The following is a 16,264-nucleotide window of genomic DNA, read 5'->3' on the forward strand; positions in this document are numbered from 1 at the left end:
TCATGGTGACCGTGAACACCGACCACGCGAGCCCCGCCGACCTCGCCGCCCTGCGGGCCGCCTTCCCCGGCGGCGGTCCTCCCCTGGGCTGGGACGCCGTCCGCGCCTTCGAGGCCGAGCACGGGGTCGTCCTGCCCGAGCCGTACCGCACGTTCGTGGCCGAGATCTGCGACGGCTCCCACACCGGCCCGCCCGACTTCGGCCTGGAGGCGCTGGCCGAGCTGCCCGACGACTGGGGCGGCGACCGGCCCGAACGGGTGCTGGCCGAGCCGTTCCCGCTGACCGAGCCGTGGGTGTGGGAGGACGACCCGCGCCCGGACGAGGAGATCGAGGCGCTGCTCGGCCCGGTCTACGACGCGGGCTCGATCGTGCTGGGCACGGACGGCTGCGGCATGTACTGGCACCTGATCGTCACCGGCCCCCATCGCGGCCACGTCTGGAACATCACCGGCGAGGGCGCCGCCCCCTTCGGCGCCGAGTTCGGCCACACGACGGGCGAGCCCGGCTTCGCGGGCTGGGTGCGGCACTGGGCCGACGGCCGGCCCTGGTTCGACGCGTGATCCCGGAGACGTTCGCGCGCGCCGCGGTCGAACGGGAGGGCGCGGCCGGGGCGGCCTGGCTGGCGAAGCTGCCCGGGATCGTGGCGGAGCTGCTGGAGCGGTGGAAGTGCGTGCCCGACGGCGAGGTGCTGCACGGCGGCGTCGGCGTGATCGTCCCCGTGCGCCGGACGGACGGCGACGGCCCCATACGACAAGCGGACGCAGGGGACTCCATGCGGCAGGCCGACGCATTGGACGCCACACGGCACGCGGACGCAGGGGACGCCGTGTGGCAGGCGGACGGCGCAAAAGACGTGCGGTGGGCCGGCGGTGTGGGGGCCGTGTTGAAGGTGTCGTTCCCGCATCCCGGCAACGTGCACGAGCCGGACGCCTTCGCCGTGTGGGGCGGGCGCGGCGCCGTCCACCTGTACGAGCGCGCCGACGACCGGTACGCCATGCTGCTGGAACGGGTCCGGCCGGAAACCCTGGCGGAGAGCGGCGACGTGGAGGAGATGGCGACGGTGGCGGGGCGCCTCAGCCGCCGGCTGGCGATCCCCGCCCCGCCCGGCCTGCCCCGGTTGAGGGAGCAGGCCGGCGAGTGGGAGCGGGAGCTGCGCGAGGACGCCGCCGAGCTGCCGCACACGATGCCCGCCCGCGTGGTGGGCGAAGCCGTGGCGACCGCCCGCGAGCTCGGCCCCGCCCAGCCCGACCTGCTCGTCCACGGCGACCTGCACCCGAGGAACATCCTGCGCGCCGGCCGCGAGCCGTGGCTGGCCGTCGACCCCAAGGGGTATGTGGGGGATCCCGCCTACGACGGCGGCACGCTGCTCAAGTCGCTCGCGTTCAGGCTGGCCGAGGCGGACGAGCTGGGCGCGGCCGTGCACCGCGTCCTCGACGTGTTCGCCGGGGAGGCCGGGCTGGACCGTGAGCGGGTGCGGCGGTGGGCTCAGTTCCACGCCGTGCGGGCCGGGTTCTGGGGCCGCCGCCACGGGTTCCGCGTCGCGCGCGGCGGCGCGCCGCTGGACCGGCTCACCGCGCTCGCTGACCACCTCGCGGAGCTCCTGACCGAACCTCGGACGGAATCTCGGACGGAATCTCGGACGGAATCTCGGACGGTGCCTCAGACGGGCCCCCGGACAAGGGCGGAGACAAGGGCCGGGACGGGGGCTGGGGCGAGGGCCGTCTGAAGATCGCGGCGGCGCGCAGGCCGAGCCACAGCAGCAGCGCGAGCACACCGACCAGCAGGTACTCGATCACGGGAATCCTGACGGACTCGGTGACCGCGCCGACGAGATGGCCGCGCACCCCGTACACAAGAAGAGCGGCGCCGGCGTAACAGGCGGCCAGCACCCACCGGACGGCGGCGGACAGCCCGAGACCGTGCATCTGCGTGATGACGAACACCCCGAGGAAGCCGAACAGGAACATCGGCCACGCCCCGTCCGGCCCGGAGGTCATGACGGCCACCAGCGTGCCGTGCACGGCCACCATGGCCTCCAGGGTGAACGTCCACCAGCGGTTGGTGTGCGCTCTGGTGAGGAAGAGCGAGCCCTGCAGAAGCAGCAGGAACATGTAGAAGAAGCCGATCAGGTGGCCTGAGGTGGCCTCCGCCGGGTGGTACCAGAAGGTGTAGACGGCGGCCCAGCTGAACAGGTAGCCGTGGTAGCGGCAGGCGAAGTCGACCACGGCCCGGCCGAGGGGGACGGGCTTGCCGGCGAACAGGCCGCGCCGCCGGTTCTCCATCAGCAGCACGACCACGAGCAGCAGCACCACTGAGCCCTGCGAGCTGAAGATGGACACGTCCTGGGCGAGCCCGTCGTAGAACAGGTGGGTCTGCAGCGTGTGCAGGGCGATGAAGCCGGTGTTCACGGCCAGCGCGACGACGTTGACCGGGTGCAGGCCCGAGGTGTAGCGGCGGACCCTGGTCTGGGCGTAGTAGATCAGCCACCAGAACGCGATCTGGTGGGCCGCGTAGCCGAGCCACGCCGACAGCCTGGTCCAGAGCGTGGGGTGCGGGAGCTTCCAGTAGTACCAGGACGCGCCCTGGTCGGGCAGCAGCTCGATGCCCTGCAACCGTCCGCCGAGCAGCCAGATCAGCCCGGTCATCGCCGCGCTGGCCGCCACGCCGAGCAGGAGGGCGCGGCCCGCGCTGACGTTGCGCAGCGCTGTCATGGGAGGACTCCGTTCAAGTATTTCCATCATGGAATGTTTCCATCATGGAATGCTAGTGGGCATGACAGCGAACGAGGACGCGCCCGGCGCGTTCGAGCTGATGGTGATGATGCGAGCACTGAACGTGGAGAGCGACCGGTTCGCCGAACGCTTCGCCGCCCTGCACCGGTTGCACCGGACCGACCTCAACGCGCTCGTCGTCATCCTCGACGCCGCCCGCGCGGGCACCCCGCTCACGCCGGGCGGGCTCGGGACGGCGCTCAACCTCAGCCCGCCCGCCACCACCGCGCTGATCGACCGGCTGGAGCACGCAGGGCACGTCGAGCGGCGGCGCAGCGCCACCGACCGGCGCAAGGTCGAGGTCACGCTGAACGAGCAGGCCGCCGTGCTGGCCCGCCGCTTCTTCGCCCCGCTCGGACGGCACCTGACGGAGGCGATCGAGGCGTTCACGGCCGAGGAACGGCGGCTCATCGGACGGTTCCTGGAGAGCGGCATCAAGGCCACGGCGGCGGCCAGGGCCGAGGCGGTGGCCGGATGAGCACTGTCGTTATCACGGGCGGCACGCGGGGCCTCGGGCTCGGCCTGGCGCGGGCCCTGGTGGAGCGGGGGCACCAGGTCGTGGTGTGCGGCACCGACCCGGAACGGGTGCGGGCGTGCGGCCTGCCCGGCCTCGTCGCCGACGTGGCCGACCGCGACCAGCTCCAGGCGCTGTGGGACCACGCCGCCGACACCTGCGGGCGGGTGGACGTGTGGATCAACAACGCGGGCGTCTCACATCCGCGCGAGCCCGCCTGGCGGCTGCCCGCCGACCAGGCCAGGCACGTCGTGGACGTGAACCTCGTCGGCGTGCTGAACGGCTGCGCCGTCGCCATCGCCGGCATGGCGGCGCAGGGCGGTGGTCACGTGTGGAACATGGAGGGGCTCGGCACCGACGGGCGGCTCGTGCCGGGGCTCGGCGTGTACGGCGCCACCAAGCGGGCCGTCGGCTACCTCACGGACGCGCTGGCCAAGGAGGTGCCGCCGGGGGTGGGGGTGGGGTTGCTCAGCCCCGGGATGGTGGTCACCGATCTGCTGACGTTCGGGTATTCGGAGGAGGAGCGGCGGCGGGCGTCGCGGGTGTTGTCGATCCTGGCCGATCGGGTGGAGACCGTGGCGCCCTGGCTGGCTGACCGGGTGGTCGGCGGGGCGCGTAACGGGGCCCGGGTGCGGTGGCTGACGCCGGGCAAGATCGCTTGGCGGTTCGCCACGGCCCGCTTCACCCGCCGCGACCCGTTCGCCGCCCCCTGACCCTCCCGACGCGACGATCCCGCCGTACTTCGGCCGGGGTCCTTCGGAAGCCGCGCAAGGGCGGGCGCGGCTGCGGCGCCCTCGTGCCGTGCGCCGTGCCGTGCGCCGCGTGCCGTGCGTCGCGGGTCAGGACGGGAAGACCGCCGCCAGTTCCGGGATGCGGGCGCGATACCCGTCCAGCAGCCGCTCAGCCGTGCTCACCGAATCCACCAGCGGATGCAACGCGAACGCCGCCACCGCCAGCCGCGACGACCCTGTCAGCGCCGCCTCGATAACCGTCTGCTCCACCGCCTTGACCTGCTGCACCAGCCCCAGGAACCGCCCGGGCAACCCCCCGGTGGCCAGCGGCCGGACCCCGGCGCCGTCCACCGCGCAGGGGATCTCGACGACGGCGTCCGGCGGCAGCCCCGGCACCGCCGTGCCGTTGCGCACGTTGAGGATCATGGTGCTGGGCTCGCCGCGCGCGATGGCGGCCATGAGGGCCAGCGCGATCCCTTCGTACCCGCCCGCCTCCAGGTCGGCGGCGGAGCGCTCGCCCGCGCCCGTGGCGTCGCGGGCCTCCGCCATGTACGAGGTGTCCCGCTCCCTGCGCGCCCGCGTCCACTCGGCCAGCGCCTCCCCCGGCCGGGCGCGGACGGCGGCGTAGAAGCGGTCCTGCTGTTCCAGCAGCGACTCCCCCCGGGTACGCCCCGAGCTTCCCGCCACCGCCTCCCGCGTGAAGTAGTAGTAGTACAGGTACTCGTTCGGCAGCGCCTCCAGCGTCCGCACCCAGCCGGGCCCGAACAGCCGCGCCTCCTCGACCTGCCCCAGCAGCGCGTCGTCGGCGAGAAGTCTGGGCAGCACGTCCTGACCGTCGTGGGTGAGGCCGCGCAACCAGCCGAGGTGGTTGAGCCCCGCGTAGTCGGGTGAGACGCGGGCGGGGTCGAGCCCGAGTGCGGCGGCGGCGCGCCGTACGAGCCCGATCGGCGAGTCGCAGATGCCGATCACGCGGTCGCCGAGCACCCGCCGCATCGCCTCGGTGATCATGCCCGCCGGGTTGGTGAAGTTGATGACCCACGCGCCGGGCGCGAGCGCGGCCACCCGTTCCGCCACGCGCACCGCGACGGGCACCGTGCGCAGCCCGAACGCGACGCCGCCCGGACCGGTCGTCTCCTGCCCGACCAGGCCCAGCTCCAGCGCGACGCGCTCGTCGGCGGTGCGGCCCGCCAGGCCGCCCACCCGGATGGCGGAGAAGACGAAGGTCGCGTCGCGCAGCGCGGTGTCGAGGTCGGTCGTGGTGCGGACGAGCGGCGGGTCGTCGTGTCCGGCGGCCATGCCGCGCAGCACGTGGGACACGGTCTCCAGCCGTCCGGGCGAGACGTCGTACAGCACCACCTCCTCCACCCGCGGCTTGGTGGCGGTGTCGCGCAGCAGCGCGCCGTACACGAGCGGGACCCTGAACCCCCCGCCGCCCAGAACGGCCAGCCTCATCCGCATCCCTTCCCGTCGTTCACGCGAGCAGGACCTCGCCGCCTCAGGAGAACCTCGTTCACGCGAGCAGGACCTCCGCGCCCGCCGCCGCGCAGGCGCGCAGCGTGGCCTCGTCGGCGCCGTCGTTGGTGACGAGCACATCGATGTCCTCGGGCCCGCACACCCGCAGCGCGCCGGTGCCGGGGAACTTGTGCCGGTCCACCAGCAGCACGACCTGCCCGGCCGCCGCCATCATGGCGCGCTTGAGCGGCACCTCGGCCAGCGTGGTGTCCACGAGCTGCCCGTCCGGACGCACCCCGCTGGCGCCCAGGAACACCCGGTCGGCCACCACCTGCCCGAGCGCCGCCTCCGTCAGCACCCCCACCAGCGAGTGGTACGGCCTGCGCACCATGCCCCCGAGCAGCAGCAGCTCCACCTCCGGGTCGGCGCGCAGCACGTCGAGGACGGCCAGGCTGGAGGTCACCACGGTGACACGCCGCCCGCGCAGCCGCCGGGCCAGCCGCATCGTGGTGGTGCCGATGTCGAGCAGCACCACGTCGCCGTCGGCGACGAGCCGGGCGGCACGGGCGGCGACCGCCTCCTTATCCTGCTCGTCCGTGCCCGCCACCTCGGCGAACGGCCGGTCGGCGTCGGCGTCGGCGCAGGGCAGCGCGCCGCCCCGGACGCGGCGCAGGGTGCCGTCGCGGTCGAGCACCTCGAGGTCCCTGCGGATGGTGGACGGGCTCACGCCGAGCTGACTCGCGAGATCGCGCACGCTCGTGGCACCGGAGACGCGGACGCGGCGCATGATCTCGGCATGCCGGAGGCGCTGGAGCACAGCGGGATCCTATCAGTCAAATTCGCGCAGAAGTGAGCATCGTGCACTTGAAGTGTTCGAGCAAACGTGCAAGATTGCGCACAACCGGTGTGTCGAGGAGGACCTATTCCCGTGTCTGTCCAGGCGTACGACCCTCTCGCCGGCGAGCGCACCCCGGAGGGTCCGCAGTTCGACGTCTTCCTGGCCGGGACTGTCTTCCTGGACATCATCTTCACCGGCCTGCCGGCGATGCCCGCGGCCGGCACGGAGATCTGGGCCGAAGGCATGGGCTCGTGTCCCGGCGGCATCGCCAACCTGGCCATCGCGACCAGCCGGCTGGGGCTGCGCACGTCGCTGGCGGCGGCGTTCGGCGACGACGACTACGGCGACTTCTGCTGGCGCACGCTGGAGCGGCAGGAAGCGGTGGACCTGTCCAGGTCCAGGCGGTTCGAGCACTGGCACTCGCCGGTGACGGTCTCCATGGCGGTCGACCGCGACCGCAGCATGGTCACGCACGGCCATCCCGCGCCCATGACGGCTTCCGCGATGATCGGCTCGCCGCCGCGCTCCCGCGCGGTGATCGTGAGCCTGTCCGCGGAGGAGCCGCTGGGCGAGCCCGGCAGCGCGTGCAACTGGGCGGAGCTGGCGCGCCGCGAGGGCTCGCTGATCTTCGCCGACGTGGGCTGGGACCCGTCGGGCGTCTGGTCGCGCTCGGTGCTCGACCAGTTGGACGTCTGCCACGCGTTCATGCCGAACGCGACCGAGGCCATGGCCTACACCGGCACGGACACGCCGAGGGACGCGCTGTACGCGATCGCCGACAAGGTGCCGCTGGCCGTGGTGACCGACGGGGCCAACGGCGCCATGGCGATCGACTCGACGACGGGCGAGGAGGCGTTCGTGCCCGCGCCCCGCGTGACGGCGCTCGACCCGACCGGCGCGGGCGACGTGTTCGGCGCCGGCATCGTGCTCGGCACGCTGTCCCACTGGCCGCTGGCCGACCGGCTGGCGTTCGCGGGGGTGTGCGCGGCGCTGGCGGTGCAGCAGTTCGGCGGCTCGCTGGCGGCGCCAGGATGGGGCGACATCGCCGACTGGTGGCACGAGGTGCGGGCCGCCGCCGACCACAGCGGCGCCTACGGCAGCGCGCTGGCCCGCCGCTACGCCTTCCTCGACCGGCTGGTGCCCTCGGTGCCGGTGGGGGCCGTGCGCCGTGCCGCCGCCACCATCGCCCGGTACGCCGACGTCGGCATGGCACCGCCCGTCCCGGGGAAGCGTGCGGACTCTAACGTGACACACCCCGCCGGCGAGAACCCCTCCGGCGGCGGGGAACCGGATGCGCCTCGCGCGCCCGCGCAGAAGGAGTAAGCCGTTGACCCCCGAGAAGCCGTTGACCGCCGAGAAGCCGCAGCCGCGCGAAGCCGGCACCCCGACCGCCCACCGGCGACGGCCGCACCGGGTCGGAGCGCTGGCCCTGCTGGCCGCGGGCGCCGTGGCCGTGTGCTCGGCCGCGTGCGCGCCCGGCTCCTCCGCCCCTCCCCCGGCCGCCTCGAAGCCGTCCGCCACGGCCGTCCGCACCGACGCCTCCGCGCTCGGCAACGTCACCCTGACGGTCTGGGACCAGGAGGTCCGCGGCGGCCAGGCCGCCCAGATGGAGAAGCTGAACGCCGCGTTCCAGGCCAAGTACCCCAACATCAAGCTGAACCGCGTCTCCCGCTCCTTCGACGACCTGAACACCACGCTGCGCCTGGCGCTGAGCGGCAACGAGCCGCCCGACGTGGTGGAGGCCAACAACGGCCGCTCCGCGATGGGCGCGTTCGTCAAGGCGGGCCAGCTCCGTCCGCTGGACGACTACGCGGAGGCGTACGGCTGGAAGCAGCGCTACCCGGAGTCGGTGCTGCGCTACTCCCGCTACAGCGCCGACGGCAAGCTCTTCGGCGAGGGCAACCTGTACGGCCTGCCGCAGGTCGGCGAGGTCGTCGGCCTCTTCTACAACGCCGCCAAGCTGAAGCGGCTCGGCCTGGAGCCGCCGAGGACGTGGGCCGAGTTCGAGACCGCCCTGGACAAGGCCAAGGCGGCCGGCGAGGTGCCCCTGCAGTTCGGCAACCTCGACAAGTGGCCGGCCGTGCACGTGTTCGGCACCGTGCAGGGCCGTACCGTGCCGCCCGGCCAGATCGGCACGCTCGCGTTCGGCCGCAAGGGCGCCTCCTGGAACACCCCCGAGAACGTCAAGGCCGCCGAGCAGCTCGTGAGCTGGGTGGACAAGGGGTACTTCGCCAAGGGCTTCAACGGGCAGGGGTACGACGCGGCGTGGCAGGCGTTCGGCAAGGGCCAGGGCGTCTTCCTGATCGCGGGCACCTGGCTGCTGGCCGACCTGCAGAAGGCGCTCGGCGCGGACCTCGCGTTCATGCTGCCGCCGGGCGCCACGCCGGACGCGGCGCCGGTGGCGACCGGGGGGACGGGCCTGCCGTTCGCCGTCACGGCCAAGAGCCCGCACCCGGACGCGGCGGCGGCGTACATCGACTTCATCACCGACGCCGACGCGATGAAGGTGCTCACCGAGACCGGCAACCTGCCGGTCGCCGACACCGCCGCGCAGACGGTGGCGGAGGGTCCGCAGAAGGACGTGTTCACCGCGTTCGGGACGGTGACCGGCAAGGACGGGCTGGTGCCGTACCTCGACTACGCCACCCCCACCTTCGCCGACACCCTCGGCGCGGCCCTTCAGGACCTGCTCGCCAAGAAGGCGGCGCCGCAGGAGTTCCTCGCCACCCTGGAGAAGGACTACAAGACCTTCGCCGAGAGCAACGGCTGAGCATGGCGGCACCCCCCGGCGAGCCCCGTCGCGTCGCCTACCTGTACCTGCTGCCCGCCTTCGCCGTCTACGCGATCTTCCTGCTGTACCCGATCGGCCGGGCCGTGCAGATCTCCCTGTTCGACTGGGACGGCCTGTCCCTCGGCACCTGGGCAGGGCTCGACAACTACGTGGCCATCGTCGCCGACGAGAGCCTGCGGGCGGCCTTCGCGCACGCCCTGGTCCTCATGATCTTCTACGCCGGCGCGCCGCTCGTCATCGGGCTGACGCTGGCCGCGATACTCAACCACGCCAAGGTGCGCGGGCTGGGCTTCTTCCGCACCGTCGTGTTCCTGCCGCAGGTCATCGCCATGGTGGTGGTCGCGGTGGCGTGGCGGCGCGTCTACGCCCCGGACGGCTCCCTCAACACGCTGCTCGGCGCGCTCGGGCTCGACTCCCTGACCCGCGGCTGGCTGGGCGACTACACCTTCGCGCTGCCGGCGGTGGGGGTGGTCGGCACCTGGTTCGAGACGGGGCTGGTGACGGTGCTGCTGCTGGCCGGCATGAGCCGCATCCCCCTGTCCCTGTACGAGGCGGCGCGGCTGGACGGGGCGGGGGCCGTGCGCGAGTTCTTCTCCGTCACGCTGCCGTCGGTGCGGGCGGAGATCGCGGTGGCGCTGACGTTGACGGTGATCGCCGCGCTGCGCACGTTCGACCTGGTTTACGTGACTACGCGCGGGGGGCCGGGGGATTCCACGTCCGTGCCTTCTTACGAGGTTTATCACCGTGCTTTCGGGCTGGGGCAGGTGGGGTCGGCGGCGGCCATCGGCGTCACGCTCACTGTGGTGATCTTTGTGATCTCGTTCGGGATCAACCGGTTCGCGGACAGGAACGTCTCATGAACCGGCGCCGCCCGTACGGGGACTTGGTCACCCCCCACCGCCCACCTGGGAGAGCTTCATGATTTCTCGCGGGGAGCGGGTGGCGAACTACGTCATCCTGTCCGTGTTCGCCGCCTTCGCCCTCTACCCGATCATCGTCATCCTGACGGCCGCCCTCGGCCCGGCCGACAGCGGCGGCACGTCCGGCCTGGCGAACTTCGCGGCCGCCTGGGAGATCGGCCGCTTCGGCTCCTACCTGCGCACCAGCCTGGCCGTGTCGGTGTTCGTCGTGGTCGTCAGCGTCGTGCTGTCCATCATGAGCGGGTACGCGTTCGGCACGATGCGCTTCCGCGGCCGGTCCCTGCTGTTCTACCTGTTCATGCTCGGGATCATGATGCCGAGCGAGGCCGTGGCGGTGCCGCTCTACTTCGACCTGCGCTCCCTCGGGCTGATCGACACGTTCTGGTCGATCACGCTGCCGCAGGTGGCGCTGTCTGTGGCGTTCGGCACGTTCTGGATGCGGGCGTACTTCCTGGCCTCGAACCGCGCGATCGTCGAGGCGGCCCGCATCGACGGCGCGTCGAGCTGGCGCATCCTGTGGCAGGTCCTGCTGCCCGCCGCGCGGCCCGCCGTCGTCACGCTGACCGTGCTCGTGTTCATGTGGACGTGGAACGAGTTCCTCATCCCGCTGATCATGGTGACCAGCGAGTCGCTGCGTACGGCGCCGCTGGGGCTGGCCTTCTTCCAGGGGCAGTACACCTCCGGGTTCACCCTGCTGGCGGCCGGTTCGGTCATCGTGGCCACGCCTGTCGTGATCTTCTACCTGTTCCTCCAGCGCCACTTCGTCCGCGGGCTGCTCCAGGGGGCGGTCCGCGAGTAACCCTCCGGAGGTTCGATGCGCACCAAACCCGCCAAAACGGCGACCGGACCCACAGCCACCACCCGCACAACCGTCCCGCAGTCCACACCCACCTCCCACCCGACACCACACCCCGGCGACTCAGCGCGCCATCCCGGCGACTCGGCACCACCTCTCAGCCCCTCGGCACCGCAACCCAGCGACTCAGCGCCACACCTCAGCCCCTCGGCACCACAACCTGGCCATCTGACACCGCAGCCCAGCGACTCGGCGCCACGCCCCAGCCCCTCCCCACCGCAACCCGGCCACGCCGCGCCATGCCGCAGCCGCCCGGTGTCCCGGCGCAATCGCCCGGTGTCACGGCGCAACCGCCTGGCGGTGCTGGCCGCCGCCGCTGTCACGCTCGCGCTGCTCCCCGGCACCCCCGCCTCCGCCACAACCACAGCGCCCACCGCCACCTCGCCCTCTGACGCCGCCGCCACCGCGACCGCAGAGGCCGCCACCCCCGCGTCTTCAGCGCCAGCCAACGACGCCACCCCACCCACCGCCGAGACCACCGCCGCCCTGCGCAACGCCACCGCTCTTACCGGCGGCACCGCGACCCCCATCGACCTCGACGCCCTGTTCATCGGCGCTCACCCCGACGACGAGGCCTTCACCCTCTCCACCCTCGGCCAGTGGAACGAGTACCACCACGTACGCACCGGCGTAGTCACGGTCACCCGAGGCGAGGGCGGCGGAAACGCCGTCGGCCCCGAGGAGGGCCCGGCCCTCGGCCTCCTGCGCGAGGCCGAGGAACGCACGGCGGTCGCCAAGGCAGCCGTGACGGAGGTGTTCAACCTCGACGACGTCGACTTCTACTACACGGTCAGCGCCCCGCTCACCGACCAGGTGTGGGGCGGCGACACCCTGGAGAAGGTGGTCCGCCTCGTCCGCATGACGAGGCCGGAGATCCTGCTCACCATGGACCCGGCCCCCACCCCGGGCAACCACGGCAACCACCAGGAGGCCGCCCGCCTGGCCATCGAGGCGTTCTACGCGGCGGCCGACCCGAAGGCGTTCCCCGAGCAGATCAGCCGCGAGGGCCTGCGCCCGTTCGCACCGGCGCGCCTGCTCACCGGCGGCGCACGCGGCACCTCGCAGACCGGCCCCGCCTGCGCCTCGACGTTCCGTCCCGCCAACGCGGCGCAGAACGTGTTCGGCGTCTGGAGCGGACGCCCCTCAGCCAGCCGCGGCAAGACGTGGGCGGCCGTGGAGCGGGAGGCGCAGCGCGTGTACGCCTCGCAGGGCTGGGCCGGCTTCCCGGATGTACCGACCGATCCCGCCCAGCTCGGCTGCGACTTCTTCACCCAGGTGGACGCCCGGGTGCCGTTCCCCGCACCGGGCAGCCCGGCCGCCGCCGCGCCGACGTCCGTCCTCGACGGCGCCCTGACGAGAGCGGACGGCACGGTGCCGCTCGGGACTCAGCTCGGGCTGCGTACCAGCACGTTCGACGTCCGTCCCGGCACACCGTTCACGGTCGAGGTGTCCATGAAGGCACCGCCCCGCGAACCGCTCGGCCGCTCATCGGTCGCGCTGAACGTCCCCGCCGGGTGGCAAGTCAGCACCACGAACGCGACCACCTCCACAAACCCGTCCGCCACCGTGGGAAGGCTCGCCGCGGGGCGCGGCGCCTCGGCCACGTTCAAGGTGACCCCACCAGCACAGGCCACCCTGGGCCGGGCCCGCATCGCGGCCGCACTCACCACCGAACGCGGCACCGGCTACACGGACCGCCAGGTCGAGGTCGTCCGTTCCGTACGCACCGCCCAGCAACCCCTCCCCCAGGTCGCCCAGTACGAGAAGTGGACCGACGAGACCGCCGTACCCCAACTCCGCGGCCTGGTCACCCCCGTCCTGACCCTCCCCTCGTCCGGCACCAGGCAGATCGGCATCACCGTCACGAACGTCAGCGACGCCGCCACCTCCGGCATGGTCCGCATCGACCTGCCACCGGGCTTCACGTCCGACCGCGTACAGGCCTCGTACACCGACCTGGCGGCAGGCACGTCGACAACGCTCCCGTTCACCGTCACCAACTCCGACCCCACCCTGAAGACCTCGAACGAGGGCGGCGACTACACCTACACCATCACCACCACCGGCGAGGACGGCACCACCACCAGCCGCCCAGCCCTGGAACTGGTCCCCGCCGCCTCAGTCCCCCAGGCGTCCACCGCCCCGGCCGTGGACGGCGCCGAGTCCCACGGCGAGTACGGCGGCACCGAGCTGAACATCTCCCGCCTCTGGGAGGGCACCGCGTGCTCCTCGGCGGCCGACTGCTCGGGCACGGCCAAGATCACCTGGCACGATGACACGCTGTACGTGCTGGTTCACGTCCAGGACGACGTCCTCGGCACGCGACTGGCCGCCTCCGACTGCAAGCGGCACTGGCGTACCGACTCCGTCGAGGTCACCCTCGACCCGCGCGGCACCTCCGAGAACACCTCCACCACGTTCAAGACCGCGGTCCTGCCCGTGACGGCCGAGGGCCCGCCCTGCCACCTGCGCGACGCCGACAACCGGCAGGGCCCGGGCGAGGAGACCGCCCCGGGCATGCGGGTGGCCTCGAAGGTGTCCGCCGGCGAGTACACGGTGGAGATGTCCATCCCGCTGCAGGTCCTGCCAGGCGCCATCGACCCCGGGCACCTGGGCCTCAACATCCTCGTCTACGACTCCGACACCCAGGACAGAACCGGCCAGACCCGCATCGGCTGGTCAACGTGGGGCGGCGTACAAGGCGACCCATACCGCTGGGGCCTGGCCACCCTGCCCGGCTACCAACCCCCACCCGACCGCCCCACCACCCCACCAGACCCGGTCATCCCGAACACGGCCCTGTCCAGCCTGGACTCGCCCCAATCCCTGGAGCAGTCCATACGCGTCAACATCCCTCCCTCCGGCCCCGCCGCCCCGCCCTCCCAAACCGGCCGCATCGTCTCAGCCTCGACCTCGGGCGGCGCTGACGCGGTGAAGGTGACTCTCCGGAGCACCTCACGAGGCGAAATACACCTGTTCGTACGAGATGACCAGGGCACCGCGGCCAGCCGTGTCGTAACCATCTCCACCAAGGGCACCACGACCGTCACCGTCCCCTTGACCCGAGCCCTGGGCACGCGCCCGGTGGTAGTGGCCGGATGGCAGGCCCCAAACGGCGGCACGGCCGCCTCACAAGTGCCCGTCCGATGACCCCGACGTAGGCCCACCCTTCCCGAGCAGCCCCGCCCGGCACCTTCCCGGACGGGGCTGACTCGGCACATGCCCGGACGAGACCGCCCGCCAGCCCATGCCGCCGGATGAGAGTTGCTGCACCGTCCATGCAGGGAAGCATGACCACCACGTACGCACCCGCCACCGCGACCGACCGTCACATGAGCACCCCGCACGAACCCGAATGTCCGCCACACCTGCACGCCTTCACGAACACGCACAACCATCTCGCACGCACGCCCCACCCAATACGCGCTTTCCGGACTGCGAGCTTGATTCCCCTGTAGGGACGCCGAATCTGAGCAAGCTCGTAGGGTCAAGCCATGAGTGATCATGTTCGGCTGCTGTGCCTGCGCCACGCGGAGTCCGAGAACGTCATAGCCGGTGCCGCTGGCGCGCTTCCCCTCGCGAGTCTGACCGCAAAGGGACGTCTACAGGCTGGCGAAGCGGCGAAGCGCCTGATCAACGAGGGAATAACGCGGATATATGCCAGCACTGCGGTTCGGGCTCGGCAAACCGCTGAGATCCTGGCGCGAACGCTCAGAGTTGATGTCGTGCCAATGCAAGATCTTGTCGAGGTTGGCGTCGGCCGTTCAGAAGGCGCCGTTGATCCCAAGATTCGAGCACGCACGGCGACCGTTCTCCGCTCGTGGATCGTGGACGGGGACCTCGGGGAAGCGGTGGCCGACGGAGAGGACGGGCATGCGGTCACCGCGCGAATAGTGGCTGCCCTCACCTCGATCGCTGCTGAGCATCCAGGCGAGACGGTCGCCGTCGTAGGACATGTGGCGAGCCTCACCACCGGCCTCAGCGCTCTGTGTGGGTTGGGCCAACGGGTGTGGGGCGCACCGCTTCCTCATGCGGTCCCATTCGTCGTTGAGTACGACGGGCGCTCGTGGCAGTGCTCGTCGTGGCCGTTCTGAACGACAAGTTAGGCGCATGCGAGCAATTCCAGCGGCGATCATGACGAGGCCGTCTTCAGGGCGCGGGGCAGGAGGGCGTGGAGGCGTTCGATCTCGACGTCGCGGCCGCAGGCACAAACGCATCTGACGGTGAGGGCCACCAGGCCAGCAGCACTTTTCCGGGCTATAAAACGATCTTGAAGCTGAAGCCAGTGCTGCTGAGCCGTAGGCTGCGTGCCATGGGGCGATTCGATGAGGTCACGGCGACGTTCTGGGGTGACGGTGATTACGGTGTCCAGCAGCCCCTGACGGACGAGATGGTGCGAGAAGCTGAGCGTGTGCTCGGTGTGACGTTGCCCTCGGCCCTTCTGGACCTTCTGCGGGTTCAGAACGGCGGCATCGTGGCCGCTGATCACGATGCGTTCCCGGCCAGTCAGCCGACCTCGTGGAGCGAAGACCACGTTCCCTTCGACAACCTGATGGGCATCGGGCGACGCGACGGGATGACCTCGTTGCTCGACACCCCGTACTTGGTCGAGGAGTGGGGTATGCCGGCACCGCTTGTGCTGCTCTCCGGCGATGGGCACTGCTGGCTTGGGCTCGACTACCGCGCCTGTGGGCGGGATGGAGAGCCTTCGGTTACGTGGTTCGAGACCGACCTCGACGCGGAATTCGTCCTGGCTGGTGACTTCCGCTCGTTCGTCGAGGGCCTCACTGCGGGCAGCATGTATGGTGACGGCTCTGCTGACGACCCCGTCCCAGCTTGATGACAGCGGCGCCTTCCGGGCCAAGGAAGTGATCACGAACTGGCCCGCCCGAGCACGCGGGGGAGGTGGACGTGGAGGTGCTCGGCTTCGACCTCGCGCCCGCGGCCGGGAACGCGTCTGGCGGTGAGCTCCACCAGGCCAGCAGCACGGTGTTTCCCGCCTGCGCAACCAAGAGCGATCACTTTCGGGCCGGTGGGCACGAGCGCGTAGGCGACGAGGTTGTCGATGGGCTCTGGAGCTCCGGGGGTGTTGAGGATTATGTCCTGCACGCGGGGATGCAGACCGTCCAGGTCGAGGATCTCCTTGGCGACCGCGGGATCGCGCAGGCGTTCACGGACGTCCTCGATCCGATCGGCTTCAGGACCGTCGGGCTTGGTGGGCTGGTGCAAGTAGCCGAATGAGATCAAGCGTAGCGGTGTCGTTGCCCTCCCTGTCAAAATGGACAGAGGTAGCAAACAGGCATGAAACTCTGTGCTGAGGGTGGGGAAGGAGACATCCCTTCGTGGGAGCAAGCAAGCCGGATCCGGAGGTCCCTGATCCTCAGGTGCGGG

14 protein-coding genes and 1 pseudogene are annotated in these 16,264 nt (G+C 71.5%); 11 read left to right on the forward strand and 4 right to left on the reverse strand.

From position 1 onward, the window contains the following. The first annotated feature begins 11 nt into the window (after window positions 1-11). Both ABD331_RS35020 and ABD331_RS35025 read left to right on the forward strand, forming a co-directional pair. Window positions 12-560, forward strand: coding sequence for an SMI1/KNR4 family protein (locus ABD331_RS35020; protein ID WP_344484506.1), 549 nt, complete (start codon window positions 12-14; stop codon window positions 558-560). A gap of 212 nt (window positions 561-772) precedes the next feature. Beyond that, window positions 773-1,519 (forward strand): annotated as a pseudogene (locus tag ABD331_RS35025) (aminoglycoside phosphotransferase family protein); the annotation flags it as partial. Window positions 1,520-1,568: 49 nt separating this feature from the next. Here ABD331_RS35025 and ABD331_RS35030 read toward each other — a convergent pair. Continuing rightward, window positions 1,569-2,711: a hypothetical protein gene (locus tag ABD331_RS35030; RefSeq protein WP_344484509.1), complete on the reverse strand. Its 1,143-nt coding sequence runs from the start codon at window positions 2,709-2,711 to the stop codon at window positions 1,569-1,571. Between the two features lie 61 nt (window positions 2,712-2,772). Here ABD331_RS35030 and ABD331_RS35035 point away from each other — a divergent pair, with 61 nt between their 5' ends. Both ABD331_RS35035 and ABD331_RS35040 read left to right on the forward strand, forming a co-directional pair. Then, window positions 2,773-3,249 (forward strand): MarR family winged helix-turn-helix transcriptional regulator, encoded by a 477-nt coding sequence (locus ABD331_RS35035; protein ID WP_344484512.1) that lies wholly within the window; start codon window positions 2,773-2,775, stop codon window positions 3,247-3,249. After that, on the forward strand, window positions 3,246-3,998 hold the full coding sequence (locus ABD331_RS35040; protein WP_344484515.1) for an SDR family oxidoreductase: 753 nt from the start codon (window positions 3,246-3,248) through the stop codon (window positions 3,996-3,998). Before ABD331_RS35035 ends, ABD331_RS35040 begins: the two co-directional genes overlap by 4 nt. Window positions 3,999-4,124: 126 nt before the next feature. Here the strand turns inward: ABD331_RS35040 and ABD331_RS35045 are convergent, their stop codons facing one another. After that, the gene (locus ABD331_RS35045) at window positions 4,125-5,468 is read right to left on the reverse strand and encodes a 6-phospho-beta-glucosidase (protein WP_344484518.1); all 1,344 of its coding nucleotides are present in this window, start codon (window positions 5,466-5,468) and stop codon (window positions 4,125-4,127) included. Between the two features lie 58 nt (window positions 5,469-5,526). Then, on the reverse strand, window positions 5,527-6,285 hold the full coding sequence (locus ABD331_RS35050; protein ID WP_344484521.1) for a DeoR/GlpR family DNA-binding transcription regulator: 759 nt from the start codon (window positions 6,283-6,285) through the stop codon (window positions 5,527-5,529). Window positions 6,286-6,396: 111 nt separating this feature from the next. On the opposite strand from ABD331_RS35050, the gene ABD331_RS35055 reads away from it, so the two are divergent. From ABD331_RS35055 to ABD331_RS35085, 7 genes are all read left to right on the forward strand, one after another. Next, on the forward strand, window positions 6,397-7,629 hold the full coding sequence (locus tag ABD331_RS35055) for a PfkB family carbohydrate kinase (protein WP_344484524.1): 1,233 nt from the start codon (window positions 6,397-6,399) through the stop codon (window positions 7,627-7,629). A gap of 4 nt (window positions 7,630-7,633) precedes the next feature. Next, on the forward strand, window positions 7,634-9,076 hold the full coding sequence (locus ABD331_RS35060) for an extracellular solute-binding protein (protein WP_344484527.1): 1,443 nt from the start codon (window positions 7,634-7,636) through the stop codon (window positions 9,074-9,076). A 2-nt stretch (window positions 9,077-9,078) separates the two neighbouring features. Continuing rightward, a complete protein-coding gene (locus tag ABD331_RS35065) occupies window positions 9,079-9,957 on the forward strand; it encodes a carbohydrate ABC transporter permease (protein ID WP_344484530.1) in 879 nt (292 codons plus the stop codon). 58 nt (window positions 9,958-10,015) lie between these two features. Further along, the gene (locus ABD331_RS35070) at window positions 10,016-10,816 is read left to right on the forward strand and encodes a carbohydrate ABC transporter permease (RefSeq protein ID WP_344484533.1); all 801 of its coding nucleotides are present in this window, start codon (window positions 10,016-10,018) and stop codon (window positions 10,814-10,816) included. 333 nt (window positions 10,817-11,149) lie between these two features. After that, window positions 11,150-14,023 carry a sugar-binding protein gene (locus ABD331_RS35075; protein ID WP_344484536.1) on the forward strand — a complete coding sequence of 958 codons (2,874 nt, stop codon included), beginning with the start codon at window positions 11,150-11,152 and terminating at the stop codon, window positions 14,021-14,023. Window positions 14,024-14,367: 344 nt separating this feature from the next. After that, a complete protein-coding gene (locus ABD331_RS35080; RefSeq protein WP_344484539.1) occupies window positions 14,368-14,967 on the forward strand; it encodes a histidine phosphatase family protein in 600 nt (199 codons plus the stop codon). Between the two features lie 77 nt (window positions 14,968-15,044). Further along, window positions 15,045-15,713 carry an SMI1/KNR4 family protein gene (locus ABD331_RS35085; protein WP_344484542.1) on the forward strand — a complete coding sequence of 223 codons (669 nt, stop codon included), beginning with the start codon at window positions 15,045-15,047 and terminating at the stop codon, window positions 15,711-15,713. Between the two features lie 32 nt (window positions 15,714-15,745). Here the strand turns inward: ABD331_RS35085 and ABD331_RS61065 are convergent, their stop codons facing one another. Then, entirely contained in the window at window positions 15,746-16,225 is a 480-nt protein-coding gene (locus ABD331_RS61065; RefSeq protein ID WP_425566106.1) for a RapZ C-terminal domain-containing protein, read from the reverse strand. Between the last annotated feature and the right edge of the window lie 39 nt (window positions 16,226-16,264).

The organism is Nonomuraea monospora, assembly GCF_039531895.1.
Taxonomy (GTDB): domain Bacteria; phylum Actinomycetota; class Actinomycetes; order Streptosporangiales; family Streptosporangiaceae; genus Nonomuraea; species Nonomuraea monospora.